The following is a 17,827-nucleotide window of genomic DNA, read 5'->3' as shown; positions in this document are numbered from 1 at the left end:
CGTAGTGCCGTTGTCATCTAAGAAGGAACATCATGAGCATCCAAGCGATTAATGTACGCAACCAGTTTCGCGGGCAGATCAAGGAGATCATCCGGGGCGACGTGCTCTCGGAGATCGACGTGGAGACCCCGGCCGGCATTGTTACCTCGGTCATCACCACGCGCTCGGTCGACAGCCTTGGCCTGAAGATCGGCAGCGAAGTCGTTGCGCTGGTGAAGGCGACTGAAGTGTCGATCGCCAAGTTGTGACGGGGGAGGAGGAGGCGACTTTTTTTAGGAGCCCATCCCGATGAGTCTTATGCACACCACCGCAGTCGCACAATTTCTCGGCACGCTGCCGAGCGCCCCGACGCCGGACCGCCAGTTGTGGCGCGACGCCGCCGGTCGGGTGCAGGGCCAGTTCTTCCATTGCGCGCTGACCAGCCTGTTTGAACCTGTCTGGCAGCTTGCCGCCGATGGCGCGCTCGCACCCGCCGGCCACGAAGCGCTGATGCGCACCTGGACGCGCGACGGCGATCTCGGCCTGAACCCGTGGAAGGTGTTTTCGCTGGCCTCGGATGACGGCACGCTGGTCGAACTGGACCGCCTGTGCCGGCTCGTGCATACGCTCAACTACTTCTCCCGCACCGACGCGCGGCAGCTTGTTGTGAACGTGCATGGCCGGTTGCTGGCGGCGGTGGCTGCCGACCATGGCAAGGCGTTCCATCGCGCGGTGACGGCGCTTGGGCTGCATCCCGAGCAATTCGTCATCCAGGTGCCGTCCACGGCCAATGACGATCTGGGGCTGCTGCTGTTCGTGGTGGACAACTACCGGCGCAACGGTTTTGCCGTGGCGGTGCAGGCATCGGACCCGGCAGAAGCGGGCGCGCTGCTCGTGCATGCCAAGCCGGCGTACCTGAAGTTGGATGCCCGGCGCGATTGGCATACGCGGCACGTGGTGTCGCTGGCCGATTCCGCACGTGAACTGGGCGTGACACTGGCATTGCGGCGTTGCGAACGCCCGAGCGATCTGGAGCTGGCGCGGGCGGCCGGTATCGCCTATGTGCAGGGCAGCATCCTGCCCGCAGCCGAGCCCGAACCGGACGCCGTACCCACGCCACTGGTGATACCGATGGCGCAGGCGCCGCTGGTGCAGCAGCAGTGCGCCGCCGGCATTTCTCTCACGCAATGAGCACCTCCATGGCACGCAGCGCACTCGCAACCGCATCGGACGCACCCGCCTGGCAGTGGCCGGCAGACGCCGTCATCCTGACCGTTCCCGGTTTGCATGGCAGCGGCCCCGGCCACTGGCAGACGCGCTGGGAGCAGCGGTTTCCAAACTGGCGCCGCGTGGAGCAGACCGACTGGTCAACGCCTGACCTGCCGCGCTGGTCTGCCCGCGTGGGCGAAGCGGCACATGCGGCACTGGCCGAGCGTCCGCCGATACGCGCGCGGCGCCCCGTGATCTTGGTGGCGCATAGCTTCGGCTGCCTGGCGGCGCTGCACTGGGCGGTTCAGACAAAAGAGGCTGTGGCCGCGGCGCTGCTGGTCGCGCCGGCCGATCCGGACAAATTCGGTGTGCGCGATCTGCTTCCGGACCACGCGTTGCCATTTCCCGTCACGCTCGTTGCCAGCCGCAATGACCCGTGGATGCCGCAAGGCAGTGCCATCGACTGGGGTGCGCGTTGGGGCGCCGAGTTCATTGACGCCGGCGAGGCCGGCCATATCAACGCCGACTCCAATCTCGGCGACTGGGACGCTGGCTTGACGGTGCTCGATCGCCTGATCGGCCGCGCAAGTGCACAAGACACCACCCGGGACGGCGCCGACTGGCAAGCCCAGTGGGATGTCTTACCGAGCACTCCTTATATCTAAAACGATGATGCACATGCGCAAATATTCGTTTTCGTCATAAGAACAGTTCGCCACAATCGGTTCATCTGCATATCGGCCGCAGTGTTTTTTGCCCAGCGGCCATTTTTATCGGTGCGCTGATGAGCCTGTCTTCTGCGTTTTCTTCGTCCCGGCGGCGTAAGCCCGCCAACGTGCTGCCCGGTTTCGGGCTGGCGCTGGGCTTTTCGCTGCTGTATCTCGCACTGATCGTCCTGATCCCGTTGTCGGCGACCGTCCTCAAGACGTTCACCATGACGTGGGATGCGTTCTGGACGACCGTTACCGCGCCGCGCGTGGTGGCGTCGTACAAGCTGACCTTCGGCGCCTCGCTGATTGCGGCGGTGATCAACCTCGTGTTCGGGCTGATCGTGGCGTGGGTGCTGGTGCGCTATCGCTTTCCGGGCAAGCGGCTGATCGATGCGCTGGTCGATCTGCCGTTTGCGCTGCCGACTGCGGTGGCCGGTATCGCGCTGACCGCGTTGTACGCGCCGAACGGCTGGATCGGCTCGCGACTGGAGCCGCTGGGCCTGAAGGTCGCATTCACGCCGCTGGGCATCGTGGTGGCGCTCACGTTCATCGGCCTGCCGTTTGTCGTGCGCACGGTGCAGCCGGTGCTCGAAGATCTCGAGGCCGAACTGGAAGAGGCGGCAGCCAGCCTGGGCGCCACGCGCTGGCAGACCTTCATTCGCGTGATTCTGCCGACCCTGCTGCCCGCATTGCTGACCGGTTTCGCGTTGGCTTTTGCGCGCGCCACCGGCGAGTACGGCTCGGTCATCTTCATCGCCGGCAACATGCCGATGGTTTCCGAGATCACGCCGCTCATGATCTATTCCAAGCTGGAGCAATTCGATTACGCGGGCGCCACGGCCATTGCCGTCGTCATGCTCGGTATCTCGTTCACGCTGCTGCTGGTGATCAATCTGCTGCAAGCGTGGACGCGCCGCCGCGGCAATCGCAATGACGCCATTGAGCGTGCCCCCGAACCCCCGACCGCCAATGCGGCAGCTGGAGCCTGACATGGCCGGTACTGTTTCCCGTCAACCTGGTCAGGCCCCCGCTGGTGGCCGCCGAGGCGCCACCGCAGAGTCCGCCTGGGTGCGTGCAACGCTGATCCTCGTTTCGTTCGGATTCCTGGCGTTGTTCCTGTTCGTGCCGTTGGCGAGCGTGTTTGTCGAGGCGTTCAAGAAGGGCGTTGATGTGTATCTCGAAGCGCTGATCGAGCCCGATGCGCTTTCGGCGATCACCCTGACGTTGACCACCGCCGCGATTGCCGTGCCGCTGAACGTGGTGTTTGGCGTGGCGGCAGCATGGGCGATTGCCAAGTTCGAGTTTCGCGGCAAGAACCTGCTGCTGACGTTGATCGACTTGCCGTTTTCGGTATCGCCCGTCATTGCCGGCTTGATCTACGTGCTGCTGTTCGGCGCGCAGGGCTGGTTCGGGCCGTATCTCTCCGATCACGATTTCAAGGTCATTTTTGCGGTGCCCGGCATTGTGCTGGCGACGGTGTTTGTCACGTTTCCGTTCGTGGCGCGCGAATTGATTCCGCTGATGCAGGCGCAGGGCAGTGAAGAGGAAGAGGCCGCCATCGTGCTCGGCGCCTCGGGCTGGCAGACGTTCTTTCGCGTGACGCTGCCGAACATCAAGTGGGGCCTGCTGTATGGCGTGATCCTCTGCAGCGCGCGGGCGATGGGCGAGTTTGGCGCGGTGTCAGTGGTGTCGGGCCACATTCGCGGGCTGACCAACACGATGCCGCTGCACGTGGAAATTCTCTACAACGAATACAACTTTGCGGCCGCGTTTGCCGTGGCGTCGCTGCTGACGTTGCTGGCGCTTGTCACGCTGGCGCTGAAGACGCTGGTCGAATGGCGCAGCCGTCGCGAGCTGGCTGATGCAGATGCCGGCGTGGGCGAAGGTCCGGGGCAACGCGTGGCACAACAAACAGTCAATTCGCATTCGCACATCTCCGTGCAATCTCCGCTCGAAGGGAGCGCAGCATGAGCATCCAGGTTCAACACATCACCAAGCGCTTTGGCAACTTCGTTGCCCTCAACGATGTCTCGCTCGACTTCAAGCAGGGCGAGCTGACTGCGCTGCTCGGTCCGTCGGGCTGCGGCAAGACCACGCTGCTGCGCATCATCGCGGGGCTGGAGCATGCGGATTCGGGCAGCATCCACCTGAACGGCGAAGACGCATCGGACCAGCATGTGCGCGAGCGCCAGGTCGGCTTCGTGTTCCAGCATTACGCGCTGTTCAAGCACATGACGGTGTTCGAGAATGTGGCCTTTGGCCTGCGTGTGAAACCGCGTACGCAGCGACCGAGTGAAGCGCAGATCCGCGCGAAGGTGAAGGAGCTGCTGGAACTCGTGCAGCTCGATTGGCTGGCCGATCGTTACCCGCCGCAACTGTCGGGCGGGCAGCGCCAGCGGATTGCCCTGGCGCGTGCGCTTGCGGTGGAGCCGCGCGTGCTGCTGCTCGACGAGCCCTTCGGCGCGCTCGATGCCAAGGTGCGCAAGGAACTGCGCCGCTGGCTGCGCCGTCTGCACGACGATCTTCATGTCACCAGCCTGTTCGTCACGCACGACCAGGAAGAGGCGCTGGAAGTGGCCGACAACGTGGTGCTGATGAACCGCGGCCAGGTGGAGCAGGTCGGCAGCCCCGATGCGGTCTACAACACGCCGGCCACGCCGTTCGTCTACGGCTTCCTCGGCAACGTGAACCTGTTCCACGGCCGCCTGGAAGAAGGCGAGGGCGGCAGCGTGCTGCACGTCGGCGATTCCGCCATTGCTGTGCCGTCGGGTGGCGTGGATTCGTCTCGTGCCGATCAGGCGGTAGCCTTCGTACGCCCCCACGAAATCGATCTGGAGCGCTATGCGCCAGGAGCCGAGGGCATTCCCGTCATGCTGCGCCGCGCGCTCACGCTTGGCGCCATTGCCCAGCTTGAGCTGGAACGCGAAGACACCGACGACATCATCGAAGTCTCCCTGCCCATCGAGCGCTTCCGCGCCGAGGGCTTCCGCGAAGGCGAAACGCTGGTGGTGCGCCCGCGCGCCATTCGCGTGTTTGCCCAAGGTGCACGGCCGGCCGCCGCGCAGCCGACCGCATAACGCGCCGCTCCGACGACAACCAATACGAGAGGACACGAGCCATGAACTTCCAGCAACTGCGTTCCATCCGCGAGGCGGTGCGCCGCCAGTTCAACCTGACCGAAGTCGCCAACGCGCTGTACACATCGCAGCCCGGCGTGTCGCGGCAGATCCGCGAGCTGGAGGATGAGCTGGGCGTGGAGATTTTCGAGCGCTACGGCAAGCGGCTCACGGGCCTGACCGAACCGGGTCGCGAGATCGTCCGCATTGTCGAGCGCCTGCTGCTCGAAGCCGAAAACCTGCGCCAGGCCGGCGAGGAATTTTCGGGCCGCCAGTCGGGCCGCCTGACCGTGGCAACCACGCACACGCAGGCCCGCTATGCCCTGCCGAAGGTGGTGCAGTCGTTCCGCAAGGAATATCCGCACGTCACGCTGGCGCTGCAGGAGGCATCGCCCTCGCACATCGTCGAGCTGCTGCTGACGGGGCAGGCCGATATCGGTATCGCCACCGAAGCCGTGGCCAACGAGCCGGGGCTGACGTCGTTCGAGGCGTACCGCTGGCGCCACGTGCTGGTGGTCAGCCCGGACCATCCGCTGACCAAGAATCCGCTCCCGACGTTGGAAGATGTGGCCCAGTATCCGCTCATCACGTACGACGCAGGCTTCACGGGCCGACGCAACATCGACGCAGCATTTGCCAGTGCTGGCCTGCACCCCGAGATCGTGCTGACCGCCATGGATGCAGACGTGATCAAGACCTACGTGGCGCTGGACGTGGGCGTGGGCATCATCGCGTCGATGGCGTATGACGGGCGCAAGGACGACAACCTCGTCTGCATCGGCGCGGACCACCTGTTCGAACCGAATACCACGCGCGTGGCGGTGCGCCGCGGGGCGTATCTGCGTGCCTATGCGCACGACTTTATCGGGATGTTTGCACCGCACCTTTCCCGCGAGACGGTGGCGGAAGCGGTGGCTTCCACGGTGGTGAGCCAGTCCGCGCGGGAGGCGTTGGCGGCATAGCCACGGCTGCTGTGTGTCGGCGGAGCCGGCTGCGCGCCGTTCATCCGCCCGATTCCGCCATTCGTCGCACGCCCGTGGCGCCTGCCCAGGCGTCATTCCTATACTGCGGACATCTTCGGTTCCACCAGAGACCGCCATGTCCGCCGTGCCTTACACCCCAACTTCCCCATCCATTGAATCCGACGACGCTCTGCTGCGCCGCGCCCGACACCGCGCCGGTGCGCGCCTGGGGTTCCGCATTCACCTGCTGTCGTTCCTGGCCGTAAACGCCGGGTTGGTGGCGATAGCGCTGTCGCGTGGGCAGTTCTGGTTTGTGTGGCCACTGCTGGGCTGGGGGTTGGGCCTGGCCGCACACGGCCTGAGCCTGGCCTGGAGCCAGGGCAACGGTTACCAGCGCATGGTCGACCGTGAACTCGCCCGTTTGCGCCAGCAGGCCGGCCGCCGGTGATGCGGGAAACCCCACGCTTCAACGCCGGAGAACCCTCCGGTAAGATCGCCCGCATGTTCGCCAATGTGTCGTTCCCTTCGCTTGCCGATTGCCTGCACCTTGCCCGGCGCTGGGTGATCCGCTATGCCGTCATCATCGTCATCAATACGCTGATTGCGGCCGTGCTGGCGTTCGGCATCCGGCCGGAAGAGACCTTCTGGAAAGATTTCGTCTTCAGCCAGGCAATCGGGCTGTCGATGTTTTCGCTGATCGGCATCCCGCGCCATGTGCTCTGGGGCGACGGCCCGCCCAACAAGAAGGTGTTTCCGTGGATCATCGTGGGCGCGGTGCTGATCGGCGTGCCGCTCGGGCAGTGGATCGCGCGGACGATCCTGTGCCTGCACAACCCGACCCCGGAACCCTGGCGCGCCGACAGCCTGCGCATGAGTTTCATCATCGCCATGCTGGCTGCGCTTGGCGCAACGTATTACTACTGGTCGCGCGGCAAGCTGGCCGCATTGCAGCGCCAGGCCGCGCTCGATGCGCTGGAGCGTGAAGAGGCCGAGAAGCAGGTTGTGCGTGCGCAACTGATGGCGCTGCAGGCACAGATCGAGCCGCATTTCCTGTTCAACTCACTCGCCCACGTCGATGTGCTGATCGCACGGGACCCGGCCGCCGCGCGGCGCTTGCTGCAGCATTTGATCGGCTTTCTGCGCAGCTCGCTCTCGCACGCACGCGCCGAGCAGTGCACGCTGGCGCAGGAGTTTGCGCTGCTGCGCGCGTATCTCGACATCCAGGCGCTGCGCTTTGGCAATCGCCTGCGTTTCTCCTTAGCGATGGACGATGCCATCGCCAACATCGTCATTCCGCCGATGCTGATTCAGCCGCTGGTGGAAAACGCCGTTGTGCACGGCATCGAGCCCGCGCGCGAGGGCGGGGAAATCGCCCTGTCTGCTCGGCTGGCTGCAGGCAGCGAGGGCGAGCGGCTCGTGCTGGAAGTGCGCGACACGGGCGTCGGTTTCGGCAACGACGGCGCCACGGGATCGGGGCTGGGCCTCACGCATGTACGTGAACGTTTGTCGCGCCTGTTCGATGGAGACGCACGCCTGACGATCACCGAGACCGTGCCGCACGGCGTGACGATCATCGTCGAATTGCCGCTGGCGCACGAAACGGCGCGCGCACCGTCTCAAGCCGACGCGCCGGAATGGCGCTGCCGCTTTTCTCGCTCAACCTCCCGCTCAACCGCCAACGCCACCGGCGCGCTCTCATCGCGCGCATCCGCCGGAACCTGATCGATGCCTGCTTCTCCACGCGTGCTCATTGCCGATGATGAACCGGCACTGGCTGAAAACCTCGTCGCTGAACTGGCGGCGTTATGGCCCGAGGCCACGTTGCTGCCGGCCGTGCACGATGGCCAATCCGCGCTCGACGTGATTGACGATGCGGCTGACGGGCAGGGGCCCGATGTGGTCTTTCTCGATATCCGCATGCCGGGTTTGTCGGGCATTGATGTGGCGCGCGAGCTGTCGCAGCGGGAAGTTCGTCCGCTGGTGGCGTTCGTTACCGCATATGACCAGTTCGCGCTCGACGCCTTCGAGCAAGCCGCGGTCGACTATGTGCTCAAGCCCGTGCAGACCGAGCGCCTGGCCGAGACCGTCAAGCGGCTGAAGGACCGCCTCGGCACGCGCCTGAGCGCCAACGCCAACGCGCCTGCCGTGACCGATCCGGCGCAGACGCTGGCGGAGCTTGTCGAGCGCCTTGCCGGCCTGCAGGGCGCCCCGCAAACGCGGGCCACGCCGCAGGGCGGCTATCTGCGCTTCATCAAGGCGCTGGTCGGGCAGGAGGTGCGCTTTATCCCCGTGGATGACGTGATCTATCTGGAAGCGACCGACAAGTACGTCAACGTGGTCGCCGGCAGTGGCGAATCCCTCATCCGCACCAGCCTGCGTGACCTGCTGACCCAGCTCGACCCTGAACACTTCTGGCAGGTGCACCGCGGTACGGTGGTCAACGTGGCGCATGTGTCGAGCGCCGTGCATCTGTCGCTGGGCCGCCTGGGGCTGAAGATACGCGGGCGCACCGAGACGCTGCCGGTCGCGCGGCAATACGCACATTTGTTCCGGCAGATGTAGTCGCCGCGGCGGCGTGTTCCGCTATGATCCATTGTGTCGTCAACGGATCGAGAGCGAGAGCAGCCGCCATGGAGACACCAGTCGCACGCCACGCCAGCAACGTTGCCGAGCCACGCCACGGCGGCCAGATCCTTGTTGATGCGCTGTTGGCCCACGGCGTCGATTTGGCCTTCGGCGTGCCCGGCGAGAGCTACCTTTCGGTGCTCGAAGGCTTCTACCAGCGCCGCGACCGCGCGCGCTTCATCGTCTGCCGGCAAGAGGGCGGCGCCGCCAACATGGCGGACGCCTACGGCAAGCTCACTGGGCGGCCTGGCATCGTCTTCTGCACACGCGGGCCGGGCGCCACCAACGCCAGCATTGGCGTGCACACCGCGTTTCAGGACTCCACGCCGCTGATTCTGTTCATCGGCCAGGTCGGCCGCGATTTCGTCGACCGCGAAGCGTTTCAGGAAATCGACTACCGCCGCATGTTCGGCCAGATGGCCAAGTGGGTCGCGCAGATCGATAGCGTCGAGCGCATCCCTGAATACATCGCACGCGCGTTCCAGACCGCCACCGCAGGCCGCCCCGGCCCGGTGGTGCTGGCGCTGCCGGAAGACATGCTGACCGAGGTGGCCACCGTGGCCGATGTGCCGCCCGAGGTGGCAACGAAAGCGCGCGCGATGGCGTGGCCCAGCCCGCACGACCTGGCCCGCTTGAAGACGCTGTTGCAGAACGCCGAGCGCCCGATGCTGCTGCTGGGCGGTTCGGGCTGGACGCCGCATGCCGCCGCCCGTATGCAAGCCTTTGCCGAGCGGTGGAATCTGCCCGCGGGCTGCGTGTTCCGCCGGCAAGACCTGTTCGACAACCGCCACCCGAATTACGCCGGCGATGTCGGCATCGCCATCAACCCGAAGCTTGCAGCGCGCGTCAAAGACGCCGACTTGGTGCTCGCCATCGGCACACGCCTGGGCGAGATGACGACCTCGGGCTACACGCTCTTTGATGTGCCCCGGCCGAAGCAGACGCTCATCCATGTGCATGCCGGCGCGGAAGAGTTGGGCCGCGTCTACCAGGCCGATCTGATGATCCACGCGTCGATGCCCGCGATCGCCGAAGCGCTGGACGGCGTATCGCCCGACTCGCCCGACACCCCGCCGCGTTGGTCTGCCTGGACAGAAGCGGCCAACGCCGATTACCTCGCCAACATCGTGCCGCCGCCGTTTGGCGGCAAGGGCATCGACATGGCCCGCGCGATGCGATGGCTGCGCGAGCGTCTGCCGCAAAACAGCATCCTGACCAACGGCGCGGGCAACTACGCCACGTGGCTGCATCGGTTCTATCAATACGGTGCGCTGGCGGCGGGCTCGCGCACGCAGCTTGCGCCCACGAGCGGCGCGATGGGTTATGGCGCACCCGCTGCGGTGGCGGCCAAAATCGTCTGCCCCGACACGCCCGTCATCTGCATGGCTGGCGACGGTTGCTTCCTGATGAACGGCCAGGAGCTGGCCACCGCCATGCAGTACAACGCGCCGGTCATCTTTATCGTGGTCAACAACGGCATGTACGGCACCATCCGCATGCACCAGGAACGCGAATACCCCGAGCACGTGAGCGGCACCGAGCTGCGCAACCCGGACTTCGCCGCGCTGGCGAGAGCCTACGGCGCCGAAGGGCACACGGTTCGCTCGCTCGAAGGCTTTCAGTCGGCGGTGGAAACCGCGCTGGCAGCAAGCGTTGCGTCCGTCATCGAAGTGCAGACCGATCCGAACATCATCAGCCCACGCGCGACGATCGATTCGTTGCGCGCGCAGTCACGGAGTTGATTCCACTTTTATTTTTCGTTTTCGCCAACGCCATTCACCCATTGCCATGACGATGATTCCCGTAACCGACCTGTGCGACATGCACGAAGACAAGCTGGTGTATGGAAGCCTGCGTGTGCTTACGCCGGTGTTCCGCAGCTTTGGCAAGCGCGCCGCGTTTGCCGGCCCGGCTTCCACGCTCAAGGTGTTTGAAGACAACGGCCTGGTACGCGCCGCGCTGGAAGAGCAGGGCGCAGGCCGCGTGCTGGTGATCGACGGCGGAGGCTCGCTGCGCTGCGCGCTGGTGGGCGGCAACCTCGGCAAGCTGGCGGAAGAGAATGGTTGGGAGGGCATTCTGCTCAACGGCTGCGTGCGCGATACGCGCGAGCTGGCCGAATGCAACGTCGGCATCCACGCCCTGGCGGTGCATCCGCGCAAGAGCATCAAGAAGAATGCCGGGCAGCGTGAGGTGGGCGTGCAGATGCCGGGCGCGTACATCCAGTCCGGCGAGTGGGTCTATGCCGATGAAGACGGCGTGCTGGTTTCGCAGGACATGCTTGAATGACCCGCGCCAATGCCATCCACGTATTCGTCTACGGCACGCTGCGTGCCGGTGAGGCGAATGATTTGCGGGTTGCCGCAGCCAAGCGCGGCATTCCCGAACCGGAACTGCTCGGTACCGCCACGTTGCACGGCCGCCTGTACGACTTTGGCGCGTACCCCGGCCTCGTGCTGGACCCGACCGGCACCGCCGTGCGTGGCGATGTGTACCAAATCGACGCTGCGCTCGTTCCCGTGCTGGACGAGATCGAAGAGGTCTACCCCGGCGGCGATGCGCTGTTTCTGCGCGAGAACCACGCCGTCATGCTGGGCAGCGAACCGGTCGACTGCATCGTCTATCCGGTCAGCCCGCAGCACATTGCCGGGCGGCCCGTCATCACGGGTGGAGATTGGGTGGCGCATCGCCTGTCTCGAGGCTGATTCCGATTTGGAGGGGGGAGGGCGCACGATATAATTCGCGCGCTGTTCGTTCGAGCAGCCGGGTTTAGCAGCCCACCAGATGTGCCATCTAGACGGACAATGTCCGGTGCTTGTGCACGCCTATGCTTTACGGCGGGCCGGGCGGTGAGACCTTCGGGTCTGCCGGTTTCTAGATGGCCGGTCTGCTAACGCCGTCGTCAGGCCCGCCACCCTCGTTTAGCAGCGAGCGGCTGGCCTCTTCATCTAGGAGACGTCATGTCTATCGCATCAAGCGGGCATCGCCCCGCGCCACCGCCCTGCATCTCCTGGCATCCGTCTTACGGAGGTGTACGTTGAACGCGCTACGCCACTATCAATCGGGCGCCCTCGCAGCCAAGGATTTTCTTTGCCGTACGCACATTGATGCGCGTGCCGGCCGGCCCTTCGTGGCCATGCGGCTGCGCTCGAAGATCGACGGCATCACGCATGCGCTGCCGCGCGAGTTCCGGGCCGGTTTCATCGATGCGGTCTATCTGTTCGTAGCAGCGGCCCTTCAGGGCAGGGCGCCCGATCTTCTGCAGTGGGATGTCTTGGCGGAAGTAGAACGCACGTCCTGAGTTTCCACCCGATCACCATCCTGAACGCCGCATCTGCGGCGTTTTTTGTGGCATCTCGATGTGATGGGCAAGCGTCTAGGATTTTTCACAATGCGGAAAGGGGTTTTGGTCCGCAAAAATTCTGCATCGCACAGCACCATCACCCTCTTTCATGATAGAAAAAATCTTTCCGCATCATGAAACATCGATGCTAAGTTGTTGAAAAATAAAAAGTAAAAACTTCAATTCCTGCGCATGTTCTCCTTGTTGCGCTGCACTCGCCATTTCTACACTCTTATATAAGACATATGACCTGAGCCACCTGGCTGCGCCCCAAGAAGGTGCGAGCGGCTCAAGGCGCAGAGTGAGTTACCCGGTTTTTATTTGATGGATGCGATCAAACAGGAGAGTGCGATGTCACGCGAACTCGAAGTGCAAAAGCTGCAGAAGGAATGGGATACCAACCCGCGTTGGAAGGGCATCAAGCGTGGTTACACCGCTGAAGATGTCGTGCGCCTGCGCGGTTCGCTGCAGATCGAACACACGCTGGCCAAGCGTGGTGCCGAAAAGCTGTGGGACTTGATCAACAACGAGCCCTTCGTCAACGCCCTGGGCGCACTGACGGGCAACCAGGCCATGCAGCAGGTCAAGGCTGGCTTGAAGGCGATCTATCTGTCGGGCTGGCAGGTGGCGGGCGATGCCAACAGCAACGGCGAGATGTATCCGGACCAATCGCTGTACTCTGTGGATTCGGTGCCCAAGGTCGTCAAGAAGATCAACAACACGTTCCAGCGCGCTGACCAGATCCAATGGTCGGAAGGCAAGGACGACATCGACTTCTTCGCGCCGATCGTGGCGGATGCGGAGGCCGGTTTCGGCGGCGTGCTGAACGCGTTCGAACTGATGAAGGCCATGATCGAGGCCGGTGCCGCCGGCGTTCACTTTGAAGACCAGTTGGCCGCCGTGAAGAAGTGCGGCCACATGGGCGGCAAGGTCCTGGTGCCGACCCGCGAAGCCGTGAGCAAGCTCGTGGCCGCCCGTCTGGCTGCCGACGTGATGGGCGTGCCGACCGTGCTGATCGCCCGCACAGACGCAGAAGCCGCCGACCTGCTGACCACCGATGTGGACGAGAACGACAAGCCGTTCTGCACCGGCGAGCGCACCGTTGAAGGCTTCTACCGCACCAAGCCGGGTCTCCAGCAAGCCATCTCCCGTGGGTTGGCGTATGCGGAAGTGGCCGACCTCGTCTGGTGCGAAACCGGCAAGCCGGATCTGGAATACGCCAAGAAGTTTGCCGAAGCCATCCACGCCAAGTTCCCGGGCAAGATGCTGGCCTATAACTGCTCGCCGTCGTTCAACTGGAAGAAGAACCTGGACGACGTGACGATCGCCCGCTTCCAGAAGGAACTCGGCGCGATGGGCTACAAGTTCCAGTTCATCACGCTGGCCGGCTTCCATGCCCTGAACTACTCGATGTTCAATCTGGCCTACGGCTATGCCCGCAACCAGATGAGCGCGTTCGTCGAGCTGCAAGAGGCCGAGTTCAAGGCGGCGGAAAAGGGCTTCACCGCGGTGAAGCACCAGCGCGAAGTCGGCACGGGCTACTTCGACGCGGTGACGCAGACCATCGAACGCGAGGCGTCAACCACGGCGCTGAAGGGCTCGACGGAAGACGAACAATTCTTCGAAGAAACGGCGCAAGCCAAGAAGGTTGCCTGAGGCTGCCGACGCATCCGGCACCTAGGTACCCGGGCCGGCCGTGCTGACCACACGCCGGCCTCTCGAACCGCGTCCCGTGAGTGGCGCGGTTTTTTTTCGTCTGCGAGATTGCGGCGCGGCACGCATGGGCTTGTCACGTGCCGGTGCGCGCTCAGCGATAGACGATCACCGGAATCTCCGTATGCGTGAGCACCTTCTGCGTTTCGCTGCCCAGCAGCAGCCCGGCCAGCCCGCGCCGGCCGTGGGATGCCATGAAGATGACGTCGCAGCCATGGCGCTCGGCCGCGTCGATGATGCCCATATAAGGCACGGCAAAGCAGCTCATGTCGGTGTCACAGCTGATGCCGGCGCTGACGGCGGCGTCTTCCACGTCCTTGAGCACCACGCGGGCCTGCGCTTCGACACGCTCCTTGAACGCCTGCGGTGTTTCCACGACGATCTCGGAGAACGGCGTGTAGGGGTATTCCTCAAGGCAGGTGTAGGCCGTCAGGCGCGCGCCCAGCGTCTTGGCAAAGTCGAGCGCGCCTGCCACCGCCTTGCGCGACAGCTCGGAACCATCGGTCGGGATGAGGATGTGCTGGAACATGCGGCCTCCTGAGGTGGGATGCGGGAAGACGTTCTTGTCTTGATTGTAGGCCGCATGCGGTGTTTCACCCACTCGGGGTGATTGCTAATCGATCCCGATAACGGCGTCCGCCCGGCGCCAGTAGGCCGGGTTGCCATACGTGTTCTTGAGGAAGTCGATGAACAGGCGCACGCGCAGCGGCAGGTGCTTGCGCTGCGGAAACACCGCGTGGATGCCGATCGGTGGTGCTTCGAAGGCATCGAGCACTGTCACCAGCTTGCCCGTGGCAATGTCATGTCCGACCTCCCACCACGAGCGCCACGCAAGACCATAGCCTTGCAAGCACCACTCGCGCAGCACGGCGCCGTCCGTGCATTCCATCGTGCCGGACACCTTCACGGTGACGGCCTTGCCGCCTTGCTGGAAGACCCAGCCGCGCTGCACGTTGGCGCTGGCGCCGAAGGCCAGGCAGTTGTGCGTCGAAAGCTGCTCCACCTGGGTTGGAACGCCCCGGCGCCCCAGGTACGACGGCGCAGCCACCACCACGCGGCGGTTTTCCCACAGACGGATCGAAACGAGGCTCGAGTCGGGCAGGTCGCCCAGGCGGATCGCGCAATCGAAGCCTTCGTTGACGAGGTCGACGACCCGGTCGCCCAGGTCCAGCGTCATCGAGACATCCGGGTGGGCCTCGATAAAGTCCGGCACCATCGGCGCGACATGGCGGCGGCCAAAGCCGGCGGGGGCGGTCACGCGCAGGTGCCCGCTGGCTTTTACGCCACCGGCCGAGACGCTGGCCTCGGCGTTGTGCAAGTCATTGAGAATGCGTTGGCAATCTTCGAGGAACGCCGAGCCCTCGAACGTCAGCGTGATGCGCCGCGTGGTGCGCACCAGAAGCTTGACGCCCAGGCGTTCTTCCAGCGCGTCGATGCGGCGCCCGATGATGGCAGGCGCCACGCCCTCAGCGGCGGCGGCGGCGGATAGGCTGCCGCGTGTTGCGACGGCGACAAAGGTTTCGAGCTGCTTGAAATGATCCATGCCTGATGTATACCGTGCCGACCGGGGCCTGCGGGATTGTGACGAATATAAAGGTTATCACTCGTCATTCCATCGGTAAAAGTTAAAGATCAAGTGACCATTGCCGTCTTTGTGCGGTGCGTCAGCTTTTCTACAATGGCCCTCGTTGCGAAGGTCGGCAAAGCATTCTGTGTGATAGAACGCGCGAGTGCGAGACCTTCAGGTCCGTGGAGCTTCTGATGAGTTCGATTCGCGCGGTGGTTTTCGATGCCTATGGCACGTTGTTCGACGTGTATTCCGTGGCCGCGCGCGCCGAGCAACTGTTTGCCGGCAAGGGCGAAGCGCTGTCGGTGCTCTGGCGCGACAAGCAGATCGATTACACGCGCATCCGCTCGCTGGCCGGCCCCTCGGGCGAGCACTACAAGCCGTTCTGGGATATCACCGTCGATGCGCTGCGCTATGCGGCGGCGCGCCTGGGCGTAGAGCTTTCCGCCCATGACGAAGCCACGCTGATGCGCGAATATGCGTGCCTGTCGGCGTTTCCGGAGAACGTGCCCGCGCTGCGCCGCTTGCGCGAGATGGGGCTGCCGCTCGGCATCCTCTCCAACGGCAACCCGCAGATGCTCGACATTGCCGTGAAGAGTGCCGGCATGTCCGGGCTGTTCGCTCACGTGCTGTCGGTCGACGCGGTCAAGCTCTACAAGACCGCGCCGCAAGCTTATGCGTTGGCGCCACAAGCGTTTGGTGTGCCTGCGGAACAGATTCTGTTTGTCTCGTCCAATGGCTGGGATGCCTGCGGCGCGACCTGGTACGGCTTCACAACGTTCTGGATCAACCGCCTGGGGCATCCGCCCGAGGCACTCGACGTGGCGCCCACCGCGGCCGGCCACGACATGCGCGATCTGCTGCAGTTCGTGCAGGCAACACAAGCGACATAAGGCATTGCATTCAATCGGCCCAGCCATAGGACCGAACCCGTTCAACCCTCACATCATCCTCTGGAGAACAACCATGGCGCTCACGCTGCCCCAAGGCATGGAGATCAAGGCCGAGATTCTGCCGGCCTACGAAGACATTCTGACCCCCGAAGCACTGGCGCTGGTTGCCAAGCTGCACCGTGCCTTCCAGCCGCGTCGCAAGGAGCTGCTGGCGGCCCGTGTCGAGCGCGCCAAGCGCCTTGACGCTGGCGAGCGCCCGGATTTCCTGGCTGAAACGAAGGCCGTGCGCGAAGGCGATTGGAAGGTTGCTCCGATTCCGCCGGCACTGCACTGCCGCCGTGTGGAAATTACCGGCCCGGTCGATGCCAAGATGGTCATCAACGCGTTCAACTCGGGCGCGGACAGCTACATGACCGACTTCGAAGATTCGAACTCGCCGAGCTGGCACAACCAGATCCAGGGCCAGGTCAACCTGAAGGCCGCCATTCGCCGTACGCTCACGCTGGAGCAGAACGGCAAGACCTACAAGCTCAACGACAAGATCGCCACGCTGCAGGTGCGCCCGCGCGGCTGGCACCTGGACGAGAAGCATGTGCTGATCGACGGTGAGCGCGTTTCCGGCGGCATCTTCGACTTCGCGCTGTTCCTGTTCCACAACGCCAAGGAGCAAATCGCTCGTGGCGCCGGCCCGTTCTTCTACCTGCCGAAGATGGAAAGCCATCTGGAAGCGCGTCTGTGGAACGACATCTTCGTGATGGCGCAGAAGGAGATCGGCCTGCCGCAAGGCACGATCAAGGCCACCGTGCTGATCGAAACCATCCTCGCCGCGTTCGAGATGGAAGAAATCCTGTACGAACTGCGTGAGCACAGCGCAGGCCTGAACGCCGGCCGCTGGGACTACATCTTCTCGTGCATCAAGAAGTTCAAGGTCGACAAGAATTTCTGCCTGGCCGATCGCGCCAAGGTGACGATGACCTCGCCGTTCATGCGCGCCTACGCGCTGCTGCTGCTCAAGACCTGTCACAAGCGCGGTGCCCCCGCCATTGGCGGCATGAGCGCGCTGATCCCGATCAAGAATGATCCGGAGAAGAACGCCATCGCCATGGCTGGCATCATCGGCGACAAGAAGCGCGACGCGACCGACGGCTACGACGGCGGCTGGGTGGCTCACCCGGGCCTGGTCGAGCCGGCCATGAAGGAATTCGTGGCAGTGCTGGGCGACAAGCTCAACCAGTTCGAGAAGCAACGCCCGGACGTGGAAGTGAAGGCGGCTGACCTGCTGGACTTCCAGCCGGAAACGCCGATCACCGAAGCCGGCCTGCGCATGAACATCAACGTCGGCATCCACTACCTGGGTGCCTGGCTGGCCGGCAACGGTTGCGTGCCGATCCACAATCTGATGGAAGATGCCGCTACGGCCGAGATCTCGCGCTCGCAGGTGTGGCAGTGGATCCGCTCGCCCAAGGGCAAGCTGGAAGACGGCACCAAGGTCACGGCTGAGCTGGTGCGCGGGCTGATCCCGCAAGAGTTGGCCAAGGTGAAGGAGACGGGTGCGGTGGGCCATTTTGACCGCGCTGCAGAAATCTTCGAACAGATGTCGACGTCGGAAGACTTTGCGGAATTCCTGACTCTGCCACTGTACGAAGAAATCTAAAAAAATCGCTCACGATCCTACTGCGCGCCCCGATCTTGGCCCTGTGATGCTCGCCGTAC

The 17,827-nt window shown here is 64.0% G+C and carries 19 protein-coding genes; 17 read left to right on the top strand and 2 right to left on the bottom strand.

What is annotated here, in order from left to right; genetic code table 11:
• Positions 1-32 precede the first annotated feature (32 nt).
• The 15 genes from ACEN9T_RS18225 to aceA all read left to right on the top strand — a co-directional run bounded on the left by ACEN9T_RS18225 (position 33) and on the right by aceA (position 13,597).
• Positions 33-248 carry a TOBE domain-containing protein gene (locus ACEN9T_RS18225; RefSeq protein ID WP_004626558.1) on the top strand — a complete coding sequence of 72 codons (216 nt, stop codon included), beginning with the start codon at positions 33-35 and terminating at the stop codon, positions 246-248.
• Between the two features lie 40 nt (positions 249-288).
• Entirely contained in the window at positions 289-1,170 is an 882-nt protein-coding gene (locus ACEN9T_RS18220) for an EAL domain-containing protein (RefSeq protein WP_413706694.1), read from the top strand.
• Between the two features lie 8 nt (positions 1,171-1,178).
• Entirely contained in the window at positions 1,179-1,853 is a 675-nt protein-coding gene (locus ACEN9T_RS18215) for an RBBP9/YdeN family alpha/beta hydrolase (RefSeq protein WP_413706693.1), read from the top strand.
• A 119-nt stretch (positions 1,854-1,972) separates the two neighbouring features.
• The gene (gene cysT, locus ACEN9T_RS18210; protein ID WP_413706692.1) at positions 1,973-2,887 is read left to right on the top strand and encodes a sulfate ABC transporter permease subunit CysT; all 915 of its coding nucleotides are present in this window, start codon (positions 1,973-1,975) and stop codon (positions 2,885-2,887) included.
• Position 2,888: 1 nt separating this feature from the next.
• A complete protein-coding gene (gene cysW / locus ACEN9T_RS18205; protein ID WP_413706691.1) occupies positions 2,889-3,869 on the top strand; it encodes a sulfate ABC transporter permease subunit CysW in 981 nt (326 codons plus the stop codon).
• Positions 3,866-4,975 (top strand): sulfate/molybdate ABC transporter ATP-binding protein, encoded by a 1,110-nt coding sequence (locus ACEN9T_RS18200; protein WP_413706690.1) that lies wholly within the window; start codon positions 3,866-3,868, stop codon positions 4,973-4,975. The genes cysW and ACEN9T_RS18200 overlap by 4 nt, the downstream gene beginning before the upstream one ends.
• A gap of 41 nt (positions 4,976-5,016) precedes the next feature.
• On the top strand, positions 5,017-5,976 hold the full coding sequence (locus tag ACEN9T_RS18195) for a CysB family HTH-type transcriptional regulator (protein ID WP_092970634.1): 960 nt from the start codon (positions 5,017-5,019) through the stop codon (positions 5,974-5,976).
• Positions 5,977-6,112: 136 nt separating this feature from the next.
• The gene (locus tag ACEN9T_RS18190; RefSeq protein WP_092970632.1) at positions 6,113-6,424 is read left to right on the top strand and encodes a 2TM domain-containing protein; all 312 of its coding nucleotides are present in this window, start codon (positions 6,113-6,115) and stop codon (positions 6,422-6,424) included.
• Positions 6,424-7,698 carry a sensor histidine kinase gene (locus ACEN9T_RS18185; protein ID WP_413706689.1) on the top strand — a complete coding sequence of 425 codons (1,275 nt, stop codon included), beginning with the start codon at positions 6,424-6,426 and terminating at the stop codon, positions 7,696-7,698. Before ACEN9T_RS18190 ends, ACEN9T_RS18185 begins: the two co-directional genes overlap by 1 nt.
• 3 nt (positions 7,699-7,701) lie before the next feature.
• Positions 7,702-8,538, top strand: coding sequence for a LytR/AlgR family response regulator transcription factor (locus tag ACEN9T_RS18180; protein WP_413706688.1), 837 nt, complete (start codon positions 7,702-7,704; stop codon positions 8,536-8,538).
• 68 nt (positions 8,539-8,606) lie between these two features.
• Positions 8,607-10,343, top strand: a complete 1,737-nt coding sequence (locus ACEN9T_RS18175; RefSeq protein ID WP_413706687.1) for a thiamine pyrophosphate-binding protein — start codon at positions 8,607-8,609, stop codon at positions 10,341-10,343.
• Between the two features lie 46 nt (positions 10,344-10,389).
• The gene (gene rraA / locus ACEN9T_RS18170; protein ID WP_027677514.1) at positions 10,390-10,887 is read left to right on the top strand and encodes a ribonuclease E activity regulator RraA; all 498 of its coding nucleotides are present in this window, start codon (positions 10,390-10,392) and stop codon (positions 10,885-10,887) included.
• Positions 10,884-11,303, top strand: a complete 420-nt coding sequence (locus ACEN9T_RS18165) for a gamma-glutamylcyclotransferase (RefSeq protein WP_045204154.1) — start codon at positions 10,884-10,886, stop codon at positions 11,301-11,303. The genes rraA and ACEN9T_RS18165 overlap by 4 nt, the downstream gene beginning before the upstream one ends.
• 332 nt (positions 11,304-11,635) lie before the next feature.
• A complete protein-coding gene (locus tag ACEN9T_RS18160) occupies positions 11,636-11,899 on the top strand; it encodes a hypothetical protein (RefSeq protein WP_092970624.1) in 264 nt (87 codons plus the stop codon).
• A 393-nt stretch (positions 11,900-12,292) separates the two neighbouring features.
• Positions 12,293-13,597 carry an isocitrate lyase gene (gene aceA, locus ACEN9T_RS18155; protein ID WP_024975843.1) on the top strand — a complete coding sequence of 435 codons (1,305 nt, stop codon included), beginning with the start codon at positions 12,293-12,295 and terminating at the stop codon, positions 13,595-13,597.
• Between the two features lie 151 nt (positions 13,598-13,748).
• Here aceA and ACEN9T_RS18150 read toward each other — a convergent pair whose 3' ends face one another.
• Together ACEN9T_RS18150 and ACEN9T_RS18145 are read right to left on the bottom strand one after the other, a co-directional pair.
• The gene (locus tag ACEN9T_RS18150) at positions 13,749-14,183 is read right to left on the bottom strand and encodes a universal stress protein (RefSeq protein WP_147216580.1); all 435 of its coding nucleotides are present in this window, start codon (positions 14,181-14,183) and stop codon (positions 13,749-13,751) included.
• Positions 14,184-14,267: 84 nt separating this feature from the next.
• Complete coding sequence (locus ACEN9T_RS18145; RefSeq protein WP_413706686.1) at positions 14,268-15,197, bottom strand: LysR family transcriptional regulator; 930 nt, start codon at positions 15,195-15,197, stop codon at positions 14,268-14,270.
• Positions 15,198-15,415: 218 nt separating this feature from the next.
• Between ACEN9T_RS18145 and ACEN9T_RS18140 the strand changes: the two genes are divergently transcribed.
• Complete coding sequence (locus ACEN9T_RS18140; protein ID WP_413706685.1) at positions 15,416-16,114, top strand: haloacid dehalogenase type II; 699 nt, start codon at positions 15,416-15,418, stop codon at positions 16,112-16,114.
• Positions 16,115-16,187: 73 nt separating this feature from the next.
• Positions 16,188-17,768, top strand: coding sequence for a malate synthase A (gene aceB, locus ACEN9T_RS18135; protein WP_413706684.1), 1,581 nt, complete (start codon positions 16,188-16,190; stop codon positions 17,766-17,768).
• Positions 17,769-17,827: the final 59 nt, after the last annotated feature.

It is taken from the genome of Ralstonia sp. Ralssp110, from assembly GCF_047325135.1.
Lineage (GTDB): Bacteria > Pseudomonadota > Gammaproteobacteria > Burkholderiales > Burkholderiaceae > Ralstonia > Ralstonia mojiangensis.
Note: the sequence above shows the minus strand (reverse complement) of the source record. Positions and strands in the feature narration are given on the sequence as shown.